Origin of the sequence: Candidatus Accumulibacter sp. ACC012 (assembly GCF_907163155.1) — a bacterium.
Classification (GTDB): Bacteria; Pseudomonadota; Gammaproteobacteria; order Burkholderiales; family Rhodocyclaceae; genus Accumulibacter; species Accumulibacter delftensis.
This window is the reverse complement of record NZ_CAJQUC010000022.1, coordinates 328,243-347,782: the sequence shown is the minus strand read 5'-3', so window position 1 is coordinate 347,782 and position 19,540 is coordinate 328,243. Positions and strand designations below refer to the sequence as shown.

The window sequence follows — 19,540 nt, the reverse complement described above, 5'->3', positions numbered from 1 at the left end:
GAATGCGCTAGTTGCTCGTGCGCAGCCATTTCGACGCATGGCAAATGGGTATTCACTTCGCAGCGCCTTGATTGATAAACTTGGCACGGATGTCTTTCAGCGTTGTGCGAGAGCCATCAGCGTTGATACGGCTCCAGTGGAGCCACCCATTTAGCGAGCAGTCGCCGATCGCTGTCGCAGCAGCCGAAAGCGAGTCAAACGCCTGCCAGCCTGAAGGCGTCTTTGCCTCCAGGGTGCCGTCGGCGCGCAGCTTTCCCTCAAAAACCGGCCCGTTCTTTTTCCACGAGAACTCCAGTTTGTCGTCTGGCAAGAGATGCCCGCTCTGCACCAGCTCGGTCAGCGTAACCTCGTAGCGCCGTTTAGTTATTGGCCCTTTGCCAGGGGCCTTGAGCTGGTTCTGCAGCACCTTGGCTGCCTGCCTCAGCGTGTTCAATGCGCTGACCATTTCGACCACTTCGGTTAATCGCTCGGAGGTGCTTTGGGGCGTAGGGTCAACCACGTCCTTCGCAGAAAGCTGCAGCTTGAGCTGCCGAAGTTCGTCGGGAATTGAGACGCCGAGACCGGCCAGTTGCTGAATGCTTCTCTCGACGGCATGCAACTGCTTCCGCTCGTCATGCGAAAGTCCTTGAGAGTGCCTTGTGCGGAGGCGGTACCCGGCGATCCACTGGCCAATAGCCTCAAGGTGCGTCTTTACGTCCTCATCCATGATGCGGCCCGCTGGCAGGTACGCTCTTCAGAATTTCGCGCAGCGCGTCATAAACCCCCGTGCGCCGGTCCTTGAATTCGTAGTCGCGCACGGTGTCAAGCAGCTTCAACACCTTCTCGGCGCTGACGCCGTGCTGCTCGCACAGTTCCGTCAGCAAGCGGCTGTCCTCAAGCGTCATGCTCATGATTTCTTCCCTCGTTTGCCGTCCACCAAGTGCTTCGCCATCCGGTCAAAGTCGCTGCCCACCTGGGCCTGTTCCTGGATCTGCCGCTGGCGATACTGCTCATATTCGGTCTCCGCGCGCTGCTGCGCCAACTCGTGCGAAATCTTTCCGGCATGGGTCAGGATGTCGCGGTCGTTGATGCTCAGAAAGGCGTCGAGCTTCTTGATCCAGTCGCTCATGTGCATGGCTATGCGGCGCAACGCCTGGCCTTCGGCAAAGATCAGGTATTGCTCGGCCAGGTTGTTCAAGGCCCGCAGTTCGTCTTCCGCCAGATAGTTCTTGGCGATCCCGACATCCTGCTTGCGTACCTTGGCACCGCGCCAGGTGGTCAGCCCCATGTTGGGCTTTTCAGCGTCGGCCCGCGCATGCACAATCTCGGCAGCGGTCTGGCCCGTAATGGCCCAGTGCATCTTGTTCTGAACGGTCTTGAAGAAGGTCAGGCTGATGTCCAGCGTCGGGTCGTAGTCGATGCTGGTGGCGTAGATGTCGGTGATCTTCTGGTAGAAACGCCGCTCCGACGTGCGGATGTCCTGGATGCGACGGGTGAGCTCTTCGAAGTAGTCGAAGGGTTGCTGCGGATTTTTTAGTCGCTCGTCGTCGAGCGTAAAGCCCTTGACGATGTACTCCTTGAGGCGTTGCGTGGCCCAGATGCGAAAGCGCGTCGCGACATGGCTTTTTACCCGGTAGCCGACCGAAATGATCATGTCGAGGTTGTAGTGATCGACCAAGCGCTTGACCTCGCGCTCGCCCTCGGGGCGAACCAACAAGTATTTCTTGTGAGTTGCCTCCGGCAGCAGCTCGCCTTCCTCGTAGACGTGCTGAATGTGCAGGCTGATGTTCTGCTGGCTGGTCTGGAACAGTTCGGCCAGCTGTGCCTGCGCCAGCCAGAGGGTATCTTCTTCCAGCCGCACGTCGATCTTGAGCTGGCCGTCTTCCGCTTCGTAAACGAGGAACTGCCCACCGCGTTCAGTACCATCGCGTTGTTGGGGCGACTTCTTCGTCATGCTTGGATGGCCCCTTCAATGAGGCTTTCGACGTGGGCTTTGGCTTGCTCCAGAAGTTGCTCGGACTCCTGCTGTTTGGAGAGCGAGTTTCTAACCAGTTCCGCAATCCTGGCTTCTGTCACGCTGTTCAGGCGCGGGACCAGCACGCGCGCGACGTCCCTTAGCGCCAAATGCCCGTTGGTAGAACCGGTGATCCTGCGGATAAACTGCACCTGCCCGATCTTGTGGTCGAGCGCGAGCAACAGATAATGTGGATCAATCGAGTTTCCTGTGGTCATGCAGAGCAAGTCGCCGGAGAAGGCAAGCCGCTTATAGCGTTTGACGATGCCGATCTTCCCGATCGTCGCGCCCGTAATCGCAAGTAGTAGATCGTCCGCCCCCGCAAGCTGAGAGTCTGGTTGCGAAATGCATTTGGAAACTTGAAGCAATTCCCGGCCCGTGATGTGTTTGATACTGCAATAATCCGTCGAGCCGTCGGCAACATCATCCTGTTGGCGACCTTTCGTCATCTCTTGCAGCAACACACCAAGGCAGTCGCATTGGGCATGTTCATGAAGCCAGTTTTCGTAGAACAGCGCATCGGGAGAAAAACACTGGGCGTCTACGCGATTGGCAGAGACAGTTTCTGACCATCCAACGGTACTGAATCGTCCAGCGCATCCAACCGGCTTCTGGATCGTCAGCTTGTCCAGACCAAGCTCGGCTTCGAGAAGTTGCTGCGCGCGCTCATACAACTTAATACTATGATTGGTATCAACAAATGAGTTTCTGACCAAGCTACCAATGGCCACTTGCGTCGCCAGTTCGGGATTTGGAACAAGAACACGCTCAACCTCCCGACAGTTCAAATTGACTTGCTCGGTCCGGCGCGAGTGCCGCCACACCTGATCGCGACCCCATTTGGTTTGAAAGTAGGCCGTGAGGAAAAAAGGATCGAAGCTTCCCTTTGTGTTGATCACTGCAACATTCTGATTTGTCACGCAAGCAGGATCATTCGACCTCACTATCGCAGTTCGCCCAACGATCTCTGGCGTTGCGCCAATAATCGTCATCACGACAGCGCCACCGGGAATAATGTCCCGTTCGCCCACGACGCGCATGGGCAGAAGTGTCGAATTGTTGAAGTCAACTGAGCCTGCGCGAACAGTGTCGGTCTTGATGAAACGAATCGTTTCTTCGTCGCTTTTGATTGCCCGTGATTTTGGCGTTCGACCCGTCCTCACTGGTGCCGCGATGATTCGCCCCAACCTCGCCACCCCGATACGCTCATCAAGTCGGCGCCAGGATTCAAGTTCGCTCAGATAAGTTGGGTGGTAGAAGTCAGCATCGAATCGCGAATACTCAAGCGCCGAGATTGAAACGGTAGACCAAACGGCCATTACGCATCTCCCCAGAAGCTAAATTTCTGCGCCTGAGCGAACCGAACGAAAGCCTCCGCCACGCACAACTGTTCGGGAGGAACCTTGCTTGCATCGGCCAAGTCGACCGCGCGCAGGTCGTAGTTGACCAAGTCCTGATCGATGACAAGCTGGCCTTCCTGCGAGTGACCATCAGGGAATTCGACGAGGCTGCCATCCTCATCCAGCAAATGCTTGTAGTCTCCGGAGTTATCCTTGCCGCCGCGCTCACTGACCGCCATGAAAATCGGGTAGTCGAGTTGCTTGGCAACCTCGGCGGCGATCCAGCGTTCCTTGAGCGCTGCGATCAGGTCGCCGTCGGCCAGTATTAGTTCCAGCTTGCCGCGATTGCTGAGCAGTTTCAGCGCCGTCTCGGCCTGCGGGATTTGTTTCTCCAGGACCCTTATTTCAGCCTTCAGCGCCTTCTGCTGGTCTTTGCGGGCGTCCTTAAGATCTTGCACAGTGACCTTGTAGGTCATCCGCAACTCCTGAACCTGCAAGCGCAGGACGCCCTTCTCGCCGATCCAGTGGGTCTTGAGGGTGTCGATCTCCTGTGCCTGCTTCTGCGCCAGCGCTTCGGCGTCGCTGTCGAGGTCGATAAGCTTCTGCTTGGCCTTGAGCAGCGTGGCCTTGAGGGCGATCAGTTTTTCTTCGGCGGCGGCGATCCGGTCTTCATCTGCGCTCGCGCCCTGTTCGTCACCATCCTCGCCGCCTTCACTGTTTTCGTCGACGTCGTTACCGCTGCTCACTTCGTCCGCTTCGGGCTCGCTGAAATTTTCGGCGATCAGATCAACCACTGCTTCGGGAATAGCGTCGTCCGGCACGTCGGCGTCATCATGCGCGCCCAGCAGCGTCTTGATGTCCGCCACGTAATCCGGACAGGCGCCGGCTACCTGGTCATGCACTTGGCCGATCTGCGCGAGTTCTTCCGGCGTGTACTTTTGCACGAACAGCACCGAGGTCTTGGTGCCCGTGTGCGGTTTGAACGTGTTCGGATGCAGGCCGACGACTGCCAGCAAGCGCGCCTTCTTGAGAATCCACTCGCGGATGAAGGCGAGCGAGGAATTGTTGAACTTGCCCTGCGGCAAGACGATGGCGGCACGCCCGCCCGGTTTGAGCATCTTCACGATGCGCTCGATGAACAGCACGTCGCGCTCTTCCTTCGGCGCCTTGTTGTCGCCAGCACGTCTGAGCGCCTGTTTCGCCAGTTCATAGCGAACCAGCATCTTGCGGTCCTTCATCTCACCCGCGAAAGGCGGATTGGCGAGAATCACATCGAATTTCAGCTCATCGAAGTATTCCCAGGCCTTGTCGTCGTCCTTCAGAGTTTCGCCTTCGGGAATCTTCTGGGCGGTCAGTTTGGCTTGTCGCAGCCCGTGCATTAGCGCCTGGCCAGATGCGTTGTCGTACCAGGTGCGGGGATCTAGGCTACTGACATCGGGACCAAAGATGTTGGTGTGGCCATCGCCGGCAATCAGCATCAAGGCCCGGGAGGTTTTAGCGGCGCGCTGTTCGAAGTCGATGCCCCAGAGGTACTTGCTGGCGTACCTGTGCTTACGCAATTCACGCTGCTCGTTGTCGGCGGCGGGGTAGCACCAGTCCATCGCGTGCAGGAGGAAGCCGCCGGAGCCGCAGGACGGGTCCATGACGTACTCGGTGCGCGTCGGGTTGAGCATGCGTACGCACATTTCGACGACATGGCGCGGGGTAAAGAACTGCCCCTTTTTCTTCTTGGCTTCGGTCGGCAGCAGGTACTCGAAGGCGTCGTCCATGATGCGCAGATTCGAGCCCATCAGGCGCACGCCTTCGATGGGGCCAACACACACTTGAAGGTGGCGATTGGCGAGCTCGATGTCCTCGCCTTCCTTGAAGATGCCGGGCCACTCTTCGCAGGCCTTGTGGAAGAGGTTGTTGATGCGGTCGTAAGTGATCACGGGGTCGATGGCCTTGCGAAACTCGACCACCTTGTTGGCGCGATTCTCCAGCGCCTCTTTCTCATCCCAAATCTTGGCGAAGATCAGCTTGAAGATTTCGTTGAATTCGTCTTTTCCGCTGTCGGCCAGGACCAGTTCTTCCAGGTCCTGAATGATCTTCTTGAAGTTGAAGTTCTTCTTGAGTTGCAGGAGGGTTTTGCTGGCTTCGAGCACATCCTTTGGCGCCTGGCCGTGCTTTGGGATGTCAAACAGCGTGTCATCGAATTGTGCCGGGTACGGGCGGTAGAGAATGATGTTGTCCGCCCCGTTGGACCACACCGCTACCGGCGCGCCCTTGGCGTTCATGTAGCTTTTGAGCTGCTCGATGCCGTCCTTGCGCTTGGGCTGCTTGCACTCGACGATGATTTTTGGCGTAAGCTTGGTCGCATCGGTGTAGACGATGATGTCCGCCACCTTGGTGCCGACTTCGGTGCCGAACTGAACGCTCTTTTCCAGATCGATTTCGTCGGTCCTGTAGCCATATTGGTTCAGCAGCTTGTAGACCCACAATTGCCGGACGATTTCTTCAGGAGCCGATCTGCCTCCCTCGACATAGACCTGGACTTCGTCGTTGCCCGTTGAAAACGGGATGAAGCTCTGCAGGTAGTATTTGGTTTTCCCGGCATCCTTGCCCGTGGTTGCTGTCTTCGGGTAGATGGTGATGATGTCCTGGATGGGCTTGCCGAAGTTATTGAATTCGCTGAGCTCAAACCTGGCGCCGGGCTCTTTGAAGATACGGTCGATAAGTTCTTTGGTGTTCATGCGGCTTTCTTGTGGCTGGTGATGACTTATTGTCGATTGGTCTTGGCAGCTCGGTTTTTCACGATCCCGCGGCTCTGGTGTCCCGGCCGGAAGGTCGCGCGGGCTTTTCAGGGCAGGGTCGTACGACCGCACAGCACCTTGGCCTTGCCGGTCCTTCTTCTTTCTCCCTCGTCCGGCGCCTGTGGTCGTGCAGTACCGTAATGTACTGGAACGTCTGTCATAATCCAATGCAATTGACGTCAGCTCGCCCAAGGGGAGACATATGGCTCGCAACTACACCACCAGGGATTTCTTCCGGCAGATGCCGAATGCGTTGCTTGCCCGCTACTTCGGAGCGCACGAGCTATTTGCTGATCTCGATTTCTCGGCGATGAAGGAGACCAAGCCCGATGAACTTTTCGGCGCCTGGCTGCATCTCCCCGACCCCACGCGCAACGAAATGGACGCGGAGTTTCGCGACATGTTCGACATGGGCTGCGAGAAGGGCTTTCGGGCGATTGTGGACGAAGCTACATGGCAGCTGCGGAAAGCTCCCGATGAACTCGCCGCATTTGTGGAAACGCTGTCGGCCTTGGCCAGCCACTACGAGCGGGCGATGGTCAGCTTCCTGGACCACAACGAGTACTGGAAGGGTGCGACTCGCTTCTACCACGCGGACACGCTGTCGTACTGGCGCAAGCGCAAGCACCTCGCGCACAACCCGGCGGCGGTGGACGAGGCCAGCATGGCGCAGCTGGCCGGAGCGATCAGTCGGTATTTCCACACTACCGAGGGAAGAGGCAAGCACTGCTTGGTGGAACCCTACCGGCGTGGCGATCTGGATTATTTCTTTGCCTATCCGGAAGACTACTCGCAACAGGATCCGGAATGGGTGGATGGCGAGATCGACCGCCGGCCGCACAATCCCGCCTTCGAGGTCGTGTTCGTGTATTCGCAGAAGGAGGGATCGCTTGATCTTCATTTTCGCGGCTCCTACAAGGCCATTGAGCCGCTGCAAGCGATTTTCGCAACGACGATTCTCAAGCTTGCAGAGTTGCCGCCGGACCCGAAGGATGAGCGTGTGTATGACCTGAATCCCTTGCGCTACACGGGCTTCAACTTCAACTACGCCGTGGGCAGCGGCATCGAACGTATTGCCATCACCAAGTTACGACTGTCCTCGCGGGCAGAGAAGGGCGAGCGCATCACCCTGGAGGCGGACGCCAGCGAGGATCTGAATGCGATCTACGCGTTGCTCGCAAAGCTTGGCAAGGCAATCCAGCTGCACTCGTACAACGTCACGCAGGTTGAGCTATCCGCATCGGTGGCGCTTGATGCCGAAAAGCCAGCCAAGTCCGTTACGATCCGCATCACTCACCCGAATTCGTGCTCGCTGAAGTATGACGAACTGGGGTTGAGGTTACGCCAGATGCTCGAAGACTCTGGCGTGGAGCCCAAGGCGCCGACGGAAGAAGATGAGCCGGCAGTGGTAGAGGAACCCGTTGAGGCATGACGCCGCAGGCCGCGCTGCTTGAGCTGCTGGCGCGCATCGGTTCAGGCGCTGGGGCACCAATACTCGTCAGCGAACACGAATTGAGCCAGTGGCCGAGCGCGGCGGTCACGGCGATGAAAGCGCAACGGTTGTTGACCAAGGCCCGACCAGCTCGCAGTGTGATTTGCCCAGGCTGCGAGCGCGAATGCGTGATGCTCGTACACACCCTGCAAGACCGCGAAGGCACGACCGCAGCCTTCATCGTCTGCGACAAGCGCAGCGACATTAACCGGGTGGAGATATTGGCAGACCGCCTTTCCCAGTGGCAAAGCAACGGCGATGCTGTTGTTGGCTTCGTCGCTGACGCGCTGAGCTTGCGCCGCAGTACCCAGCCTGCCGCTACGGCTACACTGCGGCCAATTGGGATCGCCAGCGGCAACAAGCGTAGCCAAATGCTTTGCCTGCGGGTGGCTGACGAATTGGCGTTGGTCGCGGGTGGCAATGAGCTGCCTTTGCCGGACCTGATCGAGCATCGCGATGGCGCGTTCTTTGTGAACGCAAACAGAGTTCGCCATTTGGTCGATGCCGCGACCACCGCCGACCCACGTTACACGCCCAGCAACATCAAGCGCGACGAAGGGAAGGCTGCTACACAGGCAATGTACCTGAGCTGGCAGAAAGCTTACCGGAAATTGGCCAGGCAACGCCCAAACATGCCCGAAACCTGGTACGCGCAGCAGATTGGCAAGATGCCTATCGCGAACGGCCGCGACCCGAGCACAATTAAGAAGCACATGAATCCTTGAAATAGTTGGGCGGAAAGTTTTCGCCCAGTCTGAGGCAACCGCGACCCCTTGCTTTTCGGCGCCTTTCGCCGCTTCCCGGCCTCTCGACACCGCATCGGTGCGCTTTCTGTCTACAGGAAGAAGATCGACAAGCCATTGTTTTTGCGGCGATCAAGAAGCTACAAGCGGGTGCTCATTGCGTGTTTTTTCGCCCAAATCGCCCAGCTACGCTCCCTCCCAGCAAGTCCCGAAACTTACTGTGAGGTTCAAAGATGAAGAATTCCCTCCTTCGCGCCCCCGCTGTGCTCCGCGCACGCGGCAGGTCACACAGCGGCCACTACGACGATATCAAGAAGGGGTTGTTTACGCACTCGGTGAAGATCGGCCCACGCGCCGTGGGCTGGCCGGCGGCGGAAGTTGACACGCTCAACGCCGCGCGCATTGCCGGCAAGACCGACGACGAGGTTCGCGACCTGGTCGCCAAACTCGAAGCCGCTCGCAAAGTGCAAGCGTAGGGGGCGCGCCATGAGATACGCGAACCCCACGCGGGGACTGCACCGAGCCGCCTTCGGCTTCAAGCGCGACCGGCTGCCGAATGCCGTCGAATACTTCCGGGAACAGGGTTTGAAGCTGGTGGGCGGTGGCGAATGGAAGTCCGCTGTCTGCCCGTTCCACCAGGACACCAGGCCCAGCTTGCGGGTACGGATCGAGACCGGCGCTTTTCGCTGTATGGTCTGCGGCGCGCACGGTGGCGACGTGCTGGCCTTCCATATGCAACGTTACGAGCTGCGCTTCATCGAGGCAGCGCGGACCTTGGGAGCCTGGGAGGAAGCGCGATGAGTGAGACACTCCGACAAGCCGCACATCGTCTTGCTGCCGGGGCGATGCGCGAAGGCTTCAAGCCTCAAGCGCTGCATGAATACACCAACGCCGATGGCACGCCGCTGCACTGGCGCATCCGCCTGAAGAATCCCGACACCGGGGACAAGTGGATTCGACCGATGAAGCTAAACGGCGAAGGCTACGCTCTGGGCGAACCAGACTACCCGAACGGCAAGCCGCTCTACCGACTGCATAATTTGGCGGCGAGGCCTGCCGATCCGGTAATCGTGTGCGAGGGTGAATGGTGTGCCGATGCCTTGGCAAAAACCGGAGCACTGGCCACCACCAGCGGGGCTGCGGATTCCGTCGGCAAGACCGATTGGCAAGCGCTCGCGGGCCGACACGTAACCGTCTGGCCGGACAACGACGAGGCCGGGCAACGCTATGCGGCTGCGGTGACGGCGACACTGCGGGCACTCGGTTGCGAGGTCAGTTTGATCGACGTAGCGGCGCTGGATTCGCCACCCAAGGGCGATGTGGTTGATTGGCTAATGGCGAATCCTGATGCCACTGCGTCGGACATTGCCGCCCTGCCTACCATCGCCCGGGGCGGTGTCGCAGTGGCAACGACGAACAAGTCGGCTGCAAGCGCCGACTGGCCGGCGCCGAAGCCGATCCAGGCGCCGCTGCGTCCGGTTCCTGCCTTCGACGCTGACACCCTGCTGCCCGAGGCGCTGCGCGGATGGGTCATGGACGAAGCCGATCGCATGCCCTGCCCGCCAGACTTCGTTGCGGCGGGAGCGCTGGTGGCACTGGGGGCGATCATTGGCGCGCGCTGCGCGATCAAGCCAAAATCGCGTGACTCCTGGCTGATCGTACCGAATTTATGGGGTGGCATTGTTGGCTTGCCGTCAGCGAAGAAGTCGCCGGCCATCGGCGCGGCGCTGAAACCGCTTGACCGCCTTATCGCGCGAGCAATGGAGGCGTACCAGGCTGACGCAGAAGCGTTTGAGGCCGACAAGACGGTGTTCGAGGCGAAGCGGGATGCCATCGAGTCGCGCATCAAGGCGGCGGCAAAAGATGTCAAGAAGGGCGATCTGGACAGTATCGCCAGGGAACTGCAAAGCCACCGGCACCAGGCGCCTGCTGAACCGACCCTGCGGCGCTACAAGTCCAACGACACCACCGTGGAAAAACTGGGCGAACTGCTGCGGGAGAATCCCGCCGGCTTGCTGGTGCTGCGCGACGAACTGGTCGGGCTGATCGCCGCATGGGACAAGGAGGGCCGCGAAGGCGAACGGGCCTTCTACCTCGAAGCGTGGAACGGCAATGCCAGTTTCGACACGGACCGCATCGGGCGCGGCTCGATCTTCATCCCCAATCTGTGCGTGTCCATATTCGGCGGCATTCAGCCGGACAAACTGACCGGCTACCTGGAGCAGGCAGCGAACGCGCTGGCCAACGACGGAATGCTGCAACGCTTTCAACTGCTGGTATTTCCTGATCATCGGGCCTGGGAATGGCGCGACCGCATTCCTGCGAAGGACGCACGCGACCTTGCCTTCTCCGTATTCGATGCGCTGGCCGATTTTGATCCAGTAGCGTGGGGCGCTGCGTCCATCGACGATTTCGCGAAGTTCCCACATTTCCGCTTCGACGAGGCGGCGCAGGAAATCTTCATTGAGTGGTCGGGCGATCTGCACCGCTCGAAGATGCCCGCCGAGGATCATCCCATCATTGCGCAGCACCTCGCGAAGTTCGACAAGCTGTTTCCGGCCTTGGCCTTGATTCTTCACCTGGTCGAGTGCGCGGCGACTGGCCGCCGGGGGCTGGTGACGGCGGAAGCGGCACTGCGGGCCGCGGCCTGGTGTGATTACCTGGAAGCGCACGCGCGGCGCTGCTATGGCCTGCTGGTGGATGATGGCCTGCGAGCGGCGCAAGCGCTGGCGGACAAGTTGCGTCAAGGCAAGCTCGTCGACGGCTTTACGGCGCGCGACGTACGACGCAACCAATGGCGCAGCCTGACAACCGACAACGCCGTGGAGGCTGCGCTGGACTGGCTGCAAGATGAAGACTGGCTGCGCGCCGAAGAAGTTGGCGGCACCGGGCCAGGGACCGGGCGGCGCACGTATCGCTATTCCATCAATCCGAAGACCGTCAAACCGAGCCGCGATCATGGCTGACTGGCTTGGACGGGCGAGGCGGGAATTCGCGCGAAGTGCTGGCCAGGCTACTGCCGTTACTGCCGAAGGAAATCCAATGGCAGTATTGGCAGTGCCTGATCCGGACGACGCTGAGATTTTGCAGGCTTCTATCGGCAGTAACAACAGTGCCACAGTATCGGATTTCCAGGAATCCAAAGGAGGCGTCGACGACGACGGGCGTACCTGCACTCAATGCGCGAACCTGACGGCGCGCGGGCTTTGCCTCGCAGCACGGCGCGGTGAAATCGTTGCGAGCCGCAGCTATGAGCCGGTCCGCGATATTCCTCGCCGCTGCGAGGGTTACATGCCGGGCGCGGACGATGCCGACCGGCGACCGGGGCTAGAACGCTGGCCTGCACCGTTTTGGAAGGAGAACGGTCGTGCGAACCATTGAGGTGGAAGCGATCAACGACAAACGTCGTAATGTTCTTTCCGGCGACCGACGAGAATGTAGCGGCGAATACGGCCAGCCAGTGTGAAGCCGTGCGCTTCAACGCCTGAAGCACGGCATTTCGTCCAAGCTTTCGCCGTATTGGTGCATGAGGAGCGCGCCGACGGCGCGGGCCTTTTTGGCCGCGCTGATCGATGAACAAGGGATGCGGGCGACGCGTGGCTAAGGTCTGACCGGCTGATGTTACATGAAGTCTCCCCGCAGGACTTGTCACCATCTCGCTATTGACTTTGGCATATTGAACGCGGTCGAAAAGTTGATGCAGTGCAGCGGACCGCGGCCGACATTGCCCTCACGGCACTTTGGGTGGCCCGGTAAAGGCGAGATTTGGTGAGTTCGGCAATCAAGCGGCGCACGCATCGAGCCAGCCGCCGGACCCTCTCTTTCTGCGAACTCCTCTTTATCGCACCAAGCGCCAGAGATTGGCCCGCCTTCATGAGCGTGTTCTTTCACGGTAACCGCCGCTGGATGACAAATCCGACCGCCGCATCGCCCGGTGGGGGCGTGAAGGCGCACAAGCCCAATGCTCGAAGTCAAAGCGAGACGAGTTGCGCTTCGCCGTCGTAAGAGCTCTCGTGTCTGCGGCCCGCGGGGCGGGTGACCACAAAGGCTGAGCGAGGCAATGCGAAACTCACTCGGACCGTTTTTCGAGGGCCACCGGGCCAGTTCGAGATTGACGCCGCGTGATGGAGGCTCATATACTTTCGTCGCTACTATTAGATTTCCGATACTTTATCGAGGAAGCGCTAATGCCTGACCTAGAGCGGTTTTATCGCGCAGCCTGCCTCGAATCGCTGCCGGGTCTTGTCAAACGGCGCGACGGGGACGTGCGGGCCTTCGATGACTCGGTGATCCGCAACCGACAACGTTACGTGCAATACGAGCTTGCCGCCGCGCGCATTTGCATTGACGCACGTGACGCAGACAAGCGCCGCATTGACGGTCGCCGTGCCAAAACTATGGGCATACTAGACGGCCACGGCGCGCTCGACCAATTCCGGCGTGTGCAAGCCGGAGCCAGTGCCCAAGCCGCCGAGACGACGCCATTCACGTCTTCGACGAAAGAGCCGAGGGCCCGGTTTTCTGGTTCGCGATGCAGGGCTCCCGCAGCAAGGGCATCAAGAACCTTCAGCCATTCAGCTGCGACAGCATGTTAATGCGGCTATGCCATTGGCGCGGACTTGGCGCCGATTTCCTCGTCTATGGCAGCCACCCGCTTGACGATGTCGGCGGTCGTCAGGTCATCAAATCCCTCCGCGCCGGCGAGCGGCCGCGGAGCGATTTGGGCTTCCAATGCTCAGTGACGATGAGCGACGACGATCCGTGCAAGAAAAGTGAGGGGGAGTTCGTTCTGGGCAAGCATGTGCTGATGGATGCGACGGAGGAGGGTGGATTGTTTGGGGTGAGGAGTTTAACCGAAGCTTGCTTTTGAGTAGGGAAGCGGGGGAAATGATGAGCGTCAGGAGTCTGATACACGATCTAAAAAGCTCGGATGTGGGGAAAATCTACTGGCACAACTTCTGCGTCCAGTTTCTGGCCGATCTCTTGGATAAAGAGATTGCCCGAAACGTATTTGTGCGCGCATCAATTGATAAGGGCTATCGTAAGGCTATCGAGGAAAACAAGGCTGACCCTAGAAGGTATCACGTCCCAAAGTCTGCGCGTGCGGCAATTTATTTGGCTACTGCCGACAACATGTATGCGCTTTCGGCTAGTCGGGCTGGACCTGCATTGGCTGATTTGCCGCCTACGGTTTCTACGGTCATTTCGGGCTCTATGTCGTTTCGTGTGGAACGGGCGCTGGTTTTGGCGGTTTGAGGGGGCGGCGATGTCAAGGGCGGACGCAGTCCGGGCGCAGCCGAACCCTTTACATCGCTGCCCGCTCGCTTACGCTTCCTCCGGGCCGAGGAAGGCAGTCTGCCGCCCTCGGCATGGAGGACAATAGCGGCCTTTCCTCTCGCGGCCTCTTCCTCATGATTGAAACGCTGTTCACCCAGGCTCTGGGCCTCGTTGCTCCTTGGCAGGTAGCTGAAGTCATCTTCAAGCCAGAGTCGGGACGGATCGATTTCCAGGTCCGATTTGGCGCGGCCAATCATGCTTGCCCGGCTTGCGGTGCGGCAGCGCAGCCGCTGCATGACCGCTTGGCGCGTTCCTGGCGCCATATGGATTTCTTTCAGTACGAAGCCCACCTGCATGCCGAGGTGCCGCGAGTGGCCTGTGCCGGTTGCGGCAAGGTCACGCAGATCGCCGTGCCTTGGGCGCGAGAAGGCAGTCGCTTCACCCTGCTGTTCGAGGCTTTGACGCTGATGCTGGCGCCGACCATGTCGGTCCTGGCGGCCGGCCGACTGCTGCGTGTGCGCAGTCGCAGACTGTGGCGCGTGATCAATCATCATGTGGGCCAAGCGCGTGCGCAGGAAAGTCATGCCGAGGTTCGCGTGATTGGCGTCGATGAGACCGCCAGTAAGCGCGGCCAGACGTACATCTCTGTTTTTTATGATCTTGATGCACAGCGCTTGCTGTTTGCGACGCCGGGACGGGACAAGGCCACGCTCGGGAAGTTCGCCAGCGACCTTACCGAGCATGGTGGTCAGCCGACCGCGATCACCCATGTCAGCATGGACATGAGCGGCTCGTTCCAGGCCGGCGCCGCCGAGCACTTTCCAGCAGCCGAGGTCTGCTTTGACCGCTTTCACGTCGTTGCTCTGAGCAGCACGGCGCTGGACGAGGTGCGACGAGCAGAGGTCAAGAGCGAACCCGAACTGAAGGGCACCCGCTGGGGCCTGCACAAGAAGCCCGCCGACTGGACCGTCAAACAAACCGAGACCATGCACTGGTTGCAGCGCTCGAACCTCAAGACCGCACGGGCCTGGCGGATCAAGCAGGCGCTGCGCTCCATCTACGCCACCGCCACGACACCTGACGAGGCCACGCCCCTGCTCAAGCGCTGGCTCAGCTGGGCCAGCCGCTGCCGACTCGAACCATTCAAGCGCCTCGGCAGGACGATCAGCAAGCATCTTCCTGGCGTACTCAACGGTTTTAACGCCGGCAAACACAACGGCCGCGTCGAAGCGATGAATCGATCGCTCCAGGAGGCGCGCGCACGGGCGCGCGGCTATCGCCGCGTCGAAAACTTCATCGCCATGGCCTACCTTATCGCTGGGAAGCTCACTCATTTGCCCGTCTCGCCCTTCGCCCCGTTCTTGCCCGTTCCACAGGAAACGACCTAAACCCTCATTTCGGGTGAGACGTTTGAAGATTATTGTGCGAAAAATGTTCCCGGGCTAAATAGTATGCTTATAAGCGTGCTTATCAAGATGGGAGCGTCTACGGTTCCGCGAGGGCTTAAACTGTCCAAGATATTCGAAGAGATGCACGCCAATGGTATTCGGCGTATCGACGACCTTCCAAATGCGAAGAATAATATTCTGCCGTATATAGCGATAAGAACGCGCTTCGCAAGGTTTTGGTTGGCAGGAAATCCGCACGGCCTTCCAGATGATCCGGATGCGATTCGTGACCTGTTTGGTCTTGGGTATCTTCGGAAAGGTGACTGGCTGATCCGCGTTTCGATGCCAACTGTCGAGGTGTATCGCGAACTAGGCATGAATTCGAAATTGGTCCGGCGGCCTACTGCCTTTTGTGTTACCGATGACGGCGCACCAAGGTTTCGAGGACTTACGGTCGATGACCACATGAGAATTCCCGGCTCGCCCGTAAAAACGAACGGAACCACAGTTCAATTGAACAAGGTTGAAAACGATGAGTTGCCTGATAACGGTGAGATGGAATGGGCTTGTCCGGAAGTTGCGTCGCAGCAGAAGAATTTTCACTTTGATTTGCTGGGTAAGATTAAGTCGGATAGGCCAAAGCCAAACAACACCGACTTTGCCAAATACTTGAGGAAAACGCTCCCTCTGTCGACAGACGAAGAACAAAAAGTCATTGATTTCTTGGCGCAGCCGTGATGAGTATGAATATGGAAAGAAAAAGTGCGATGAGCCGTGATCCTCAGTTTTCTGAGTGGCTGACCGAGAGCGTAGATCGAAATCCCAACTTGAGACCATTAGCCAGCGATATTGAGGGGTTTTCTGAGGAAGACTTCGGTGCGTGGATCGAGCGGGCGCTAATTCGTATAGTGATTGAAGGAAGAGAGGAAGCAGAGGCATTTTCGCCTGGCGAATCTATTATTGGCACCTCTCAACGAGGATGGCGAGATGATCTATTCGCTGTTATTGCGTTGCTCGAAGACAGCGTTAAGGCGACTGCGATTAGAGGGATTGTTCGGTGTTTCAAAGGAATTGCTCCCCGGCCAAGTGACAACGACATTTTCGAAAATGGAGGCAAGAATTGGGAGCAGTATGTCGTGGAATTGATGCGATTAGTTCGTGACCTGCGTTCGCCGCTGTGCGATATCGAAGCCACGCCGCTGCGCGAGTTGGATCAGTTGCTCAGAGTCAAGTTCCCCAATAGCCAAGCGGTACTCGACGAGGGATTGCTGCTTTGGCGTGCTTTTGCTCATCAAATTGAAGCTGATGAAGAATGGGACGTGACCTTTGGTCGGCATCCGCGTTTTCGGGACGAATATATACCGTTGGTAGCCTTTGCGCACGTGGTCAGGTTTCCTGCGAAAGTCTTTTTCTATTTGTCAGAGTGGGGTCCATATCGCCACTATCGACGCAGGCTGTTGGCCGACTCGGGCGTCGACCAATCTGCCAAGCGCGTGATGAAGCAACTATACCGCGCAACAGAGAACGTTGTGCGGTTTGCAGCGAATCGTGGAGTGCCGATCGGAATTTCGGAACTCGAGGCCGACCCAACGTATAAGTTTCTTTCTTTAGAAAGTGCCCCGCCGAGGTTTCAACAGCGGGATGCGAACTCGATTATTATCGCTGACGCAGAAGCTAAGTGCCGAAAACCTCGTTCACTTCTCGATATGAAAGCGATGTGTTGGAGGCCGAGCCGTGACGATGTCGACGGGGTATTTTCTAAAAATGAGCGAATTTAGTTGCTGATGGGGACGCTTTTATGACGAAGGCACCTGGTTTGGATCATTCAATATTATTTGTTGGGGCTACCGAGCTGGCGATGCTCGATTTGCTCCGGCAAGAGTATGTTGAGAACAAGGAAGTCAAATATTTTTTTGTTGTGGATTTCCCGCGTATGGCGAAGGCGCATTGCGTTCCACCCTTGCATTTATCAATGCCGGAAATTGCGGGGTTGTTGCGGTCGCCGACCAAGGAAGTGAAGGAATCGGGGAGGTCTAGATCAACAACACCCCAACATGACTTACGTCTGATTAAAGGGTTGGCCGACAAATATCCAGAAACACTTGGGCTGGCGGAGGTGTTATCGCGATTTGTATTTGATACAGATTGGTCGGAAAACCTACCGAAGATAATGCTGTCCACCCAGACGGCTGAGGCAGCATCTATAGAAGACGCATTGCGTCGGCAATCGGTGGATGAATGGAGTCGTTCTGTATCAGATAAGAGGGTCAACCAAGCGTTAGACAGTTTTTTGGTGCTTTATCGTGAGAGCGGTAGGTCTATTGATGATTTCATAAAGGCAGTAGCAGAAAAAGCAGAAGCGTTGCTGCCAGGGATTTATGGAGAATATTCGCAAGTTCGTCAATTTCTTCGATTTGAGGATATCAAACCCAAAGGGGGCGAAGACGATTCGGAAAGTCGTGTAATGTATGCGCATGGATTCTCTGAGTTTAGGCCCTATTTGCATGAGATTGCGGATGGCTCTGTCGGCGAGGAGAGATTCAAGTTGCTTAGGAATAGTTGGAGGAGCTCTATTCCAGATACGTACTCACGGATTACGCCAAGTGAAACGGCAGAGCGAATTCGAATCAATAGGAATTCAGATGCCGATACCCTGGCCACCATTGAGTATTTGAACAACCGTTTAATTGAAGATGAAAAGCCATATCGTTTGGTTTTTTTATCGGATGATAGCAAGCTGTTTGCCGGCGCAATTAAGCGCTTTCGATTGATGGAGGATAATCGATCTTTGCTATTCAATCCGGAACGCTCTCTGGGGACTGCAAGTGCCTTCCACAGGAGCAGATATAGTGCTCATCTCCTACTGTCGACTCGTTATAGTGAGCTTCAAAAGGTTCCACTTCTTGATCCACGAGCACTGATGACGGGAAGGCGTTTTGTCGACTTCTCTGTGGCCGGGCGGCACAGAGAAGAGAATATTGAACCGGTCCGCGCTATAACGGAGTGGTTGCCAATTTTTTTCGACGGACAAGAACGTGATCGCAAGGCGATTGCAAGGACGTATTTGCATATCCAGCAAAATGGTGGCAAAGGTGACGGCATCGAGATGAGCGCGGATATGTTCGAGGAGCGTCAGTATGAAGCCTTGAAGTCCCACTGGAGTAGCTATGTCCGCACCGTGGGTACAGCTCATGGCTTGACGCGCTATGCAACGCGCTCCCACTTGCGCGACGTTTTTCTGGCGCTGGTTCGCGACGATCAGTCGGCGGTGGAGAAAGCAATACATCGGCAACTCGACAACGTAATGAGCGAATGGCTACCTGCGTTAGGCGGAGCGACGCTTCTCGGCCGCCGTTCATCAGAAGCCAGACTAGCGCGAGGTGCCGCGAGAATTCGCAGCGTTCCCCCGTTGTTGTTGCCGGCGTGGCCGGTGGTTCAACGGTCGCTTTTAGAGCTTCTTCGTAGCGCCGTTGCTTATCGAGGAGGAGGTGCTTCGCCTAAGCTGGAATGGATTACCAACCCGACAGCAAGCAATTTGGGATTGAAAAAGCCATGGGATGCAATACCACCATGGAATCTTCACTATATACAGTCCGTGGGCCTGGCGTATGGTTTTGCGAGTGAAGGGAACTGGACTGCAAGCTATCGCTTGGCGTCGTCGGCGTTTTCGCTCGCGGAACTTAGGCGGGACCCAACCGGAAGTCCTGACGAGAATTATGTCTCAGGTCGGGAGGCGGCCTTTTTGGCGTCGCTTGCCGCACGACGGAGTCTGGCGGCTCGACCCGTATACCTGCAATTGTCAGAAACAGACATTGAACGCAATCTGACGGGGCGTTTGCGGCAGGCTATCGAACTCGAGAGTAAGCTATTTGACGAAAATGGCTGGGGACGCCGTCGAGAAGCGCATGAATTGCGTTTGACTGGGGAGGTATTGTCTTGGTGCGTGTATCGTCAATTGTGTGAAATTATGCGTAGCTGCATTGGGGACGTGAAGAGAGTGGGAGTTGCGGATTATTATAACTTATCCGACATCAAGGTCGATACTTGGGATGTATACAGCAGCGTGCTTGGGCTGAGAAGTGAGTTTAATCAAGATACAGAATGTGACGCTAGGGATGATTATTCTCTCTCCCTAACCTATCTTGGTCGGCAGGTGTTGTTTAACTTATTGCAGGTAGAGGTTTTTCAGTTGCTCGCCAGAGAAGCTTCGCCTGGCGAGGCTGTAGCCGAACATATCGAGAAGGTATTGACAGCCCTCCTAGACTTTTCCCCATCTCGAGACGATACGGGAGGCGCTAGCATGCCTTGGTCATGCTTCGAAAACCATGTGCTGAGGATTGCTGTAAAACTTGGGGGAATTGGGCGCTCGTTGGAGTTAGGAGCTGCCCTTTGTGTTGATGAAAGGCTGGCAGAAGATGGTGTGAGCGAAGAGCATACGAAACCAATGGAGCACAGCCTGTCCGAGTGGCGGATAGCTCTCATAATGAAGAACGGCGTCACCGTCTTGTGAGCTTT

17 protein-coding genes are annotated in these 19,540 nt (G+C 57.4%); 12 read left to right on the top strand and 5 right to left on the bottom strand.

The features are described 5' to 3' along the window. Window positions 1-52: 52 nt before the first annotated feature. The 5 genes from QZ648_RS22310 to QZ648_RS22290 are packed head-to-tail and all read right to left on the bottom strand — an operon-like array spanning window position 53 to window position 6,317. On the bottom strand, window positions 53-706 hold the full coding sequence (locus tag QZ648_RS22310; RefSeq protein ID WP_291998342.1) for a hypothetical protein: 654 nt from the start codon (window positions 704-706) through the stop codon (window positions 53-55). Further along, window positions 699-890 carry a DNA modification system-associated small protein gene (locus tag QZ648_RS22305; RefSeq protein ID WP_291998341.1) on the bottom strand — a complete coding sequence of 64 codons (192 nt, stop codon included), beginning with the start codon at window positions 888-890 and terminating at the stop codon, window positions 699-701. The genes QZ648_RS22310 and QZ648_RS22305 overlap by 8 nt, the downstream gene beginning before the upstream one ends. Beyond that, entirely contained in the window at window positions 887-1,933 is a 1,047-nt protein-coding gene (locus QZ648_RS22300; RefSeq protein ID WP_291998340.1) for a virulence RhuM family protein, read from the bottom strand. The genes QZ648_RS22305 and QZ648_RS22300 overlap by 4 nt, the downstream gene beginning before the upstream one ends. Further along, window positions 1,930-3,312 (bottom strand): hypothetical protein, encoded by a 1,383-nt coding sequence (locus tag QZ648_RS22295; protein ID WP_291998339.1) that lies wholly within the window; start codon window positions 3,310-3,312, stop codon window positions 1,930-1,932. The genes QZ648_RS22300 and QZ648_RS22295 overlap by 4 nt, the downstream gene beginning before the upstream one ends. Next, entirely contained in the window at window positions 3,312-6,317 is a 3,006-nt protein-coding gene (locus QZ648_RS22290; RefSeq protein ID WP_291998338.1) for an N-6 DNA methylase, read from the bottom strand. The genes QZ648_RS22295 and QZ648_RS22290 overlap by 1 nt, the downstream gene beginning before the upstream one ends. Before the next feature lie 10 nt (window positions 6,318-6,327). Between QZ648_RS22290 and QZ648_RS22285 the strand changes: the two genes are divergently transcribed. From QZ648_RS22285 to QZ648_RS22230, 12 genes are all read left to right on the top strand, one after another. Continuing rightward, complete coding sequence (locus QZ648_RS22285; RefSeq protein WP_291998337.1) at window positions 6,328-7,557, top strand: hypothetical protein; 1,230 nt, start codon at window positions 6,328-6,330, stop codon at window positions 7,555-7,557. After that, on the top strand, window positions 7,554-8,342 hold the full coding sequence (locus QZ648_RS22280) for a hypothetical protein (protein WP_291998336.1): 789 nt from the start codon (window positions 7,554-7,556) through the stop codon (window positions 8,340-8,342). The genes QZ648_RS22285 and QZ648_RS22280 overlap by 4 nt, the downstream gene beginning before the upstream one ends. Before the next feature lie 251 nt (window positions 8,343-8,593). After that, window positions 8,594-8,836: an AlpA family phage regulatory protein gene (locus QZ648_RS22275; protein ID WP_291998335.1), complete on the top strand. Its 243-nt coding sequence runs from the start codon at window positions 8,594-8,596 to the stop codon at window positions 8,834-8,836. 10 nt (window positions 8,837-8,846) lie between these two features. Beyond that, a complete protein-coding gene (locus tag QZ648_RS22270; protein WP_291998334.1) occupies window positions 8,847-9,161 on the top strand; it encodes a CHC2 zinc finger domain-containing protein in 315 nt (104 codons plus the stop codon). 731 nt (window positions 9,162-9,892) lie between these two features. Continuing rightward, entirely contained in the window at window positions 9,893-11,326 is a 1,434-nt protein-coding gene (locus QZ648_RS22265) for a YfjI family protein (protein WP_291998333.1), read from the top strand. Between the two features lie 76 nt (window positions 11,327-11,402). Beyond that, entirely contained in the window at window positions 11,403-11,741 is a 339-nt protein-coding gene (locus QZ648_RS22260; RefSeq protein ID WP_291998332.1) for a hypothetical protein, read from the top strand. Between the two features lie 1,051 nt (window positions 11,742-12,792). Further along, entirely contained in the window at window positions 12,793-13,230 is a 438-nt protein-coding gene (locus tag QZ648_RS22255; RefSeq protein ID WP_366144227.1) for a DUF2326 domain-containing protein, read from the top strand. Window positions 13,231-13,247: 17 nt separating this feature from the next. Further along, a complete protein-coding gene (locus QZ648_RS22250; RefSeq protein ID WP_291998331.1) occupies window positions 13,248-13,616 on the top strand; it encodes a hypothetical protein in 369 nt (122 codons plus the stop codon). A 113-nt stretch (window positions 13,617-13,729) separates the two neighbouring features. Then, window positions 13,730-15,025, top strand: coding sequence for an ISL3 family transposase (locus QZ648_RS22245; RefSeq protein WP_291995979.1), 1,296 nt, complete (start codon window positions 13,730-13,732; stop codon window positions 15,023-15,025). Between the two features lie 75 nt (window positions 15,026-15,100). Then, on the top strand, window positions 15,101-15,763 hold the full coding sequence (locus QZ648_RS22240) for a hypothetical protein (RefSeq protein WP_291998330.1): 663 nt from the start codon (window positions 15,101-15,103) through the stop codon (window positions 15,761-15,763). After that, a complete protein-coding gene (locus QZ648_RS22235) occupies window positions 15,763-16,803 on the top strand; it encodes a hypothetical protein (RefSeq protein WP_291998329.1) in 1,041 nt (346 codons plus the stop codon). The genes QZ648_RS22240 and QZ648_RS22235 overlap by 1 nt, the downstream gene beginning before the upstream one ends. 20 nt (window positions 16,804-16,823) lie before the next feature. After that, window positions 16,824-19,535 (top strand): hypothetical protein, encoded by a 2,712-nt coding sequence (locus QZ648_RS22230; protein WP_291998328.1) that lies wholly within the window; start codon window positions 16,824-16,826, stop codon window positions 19,533-19,535. The last annotated feature ends 5 nt before the right edge of the window (window positions 19,536-19,540 follow it).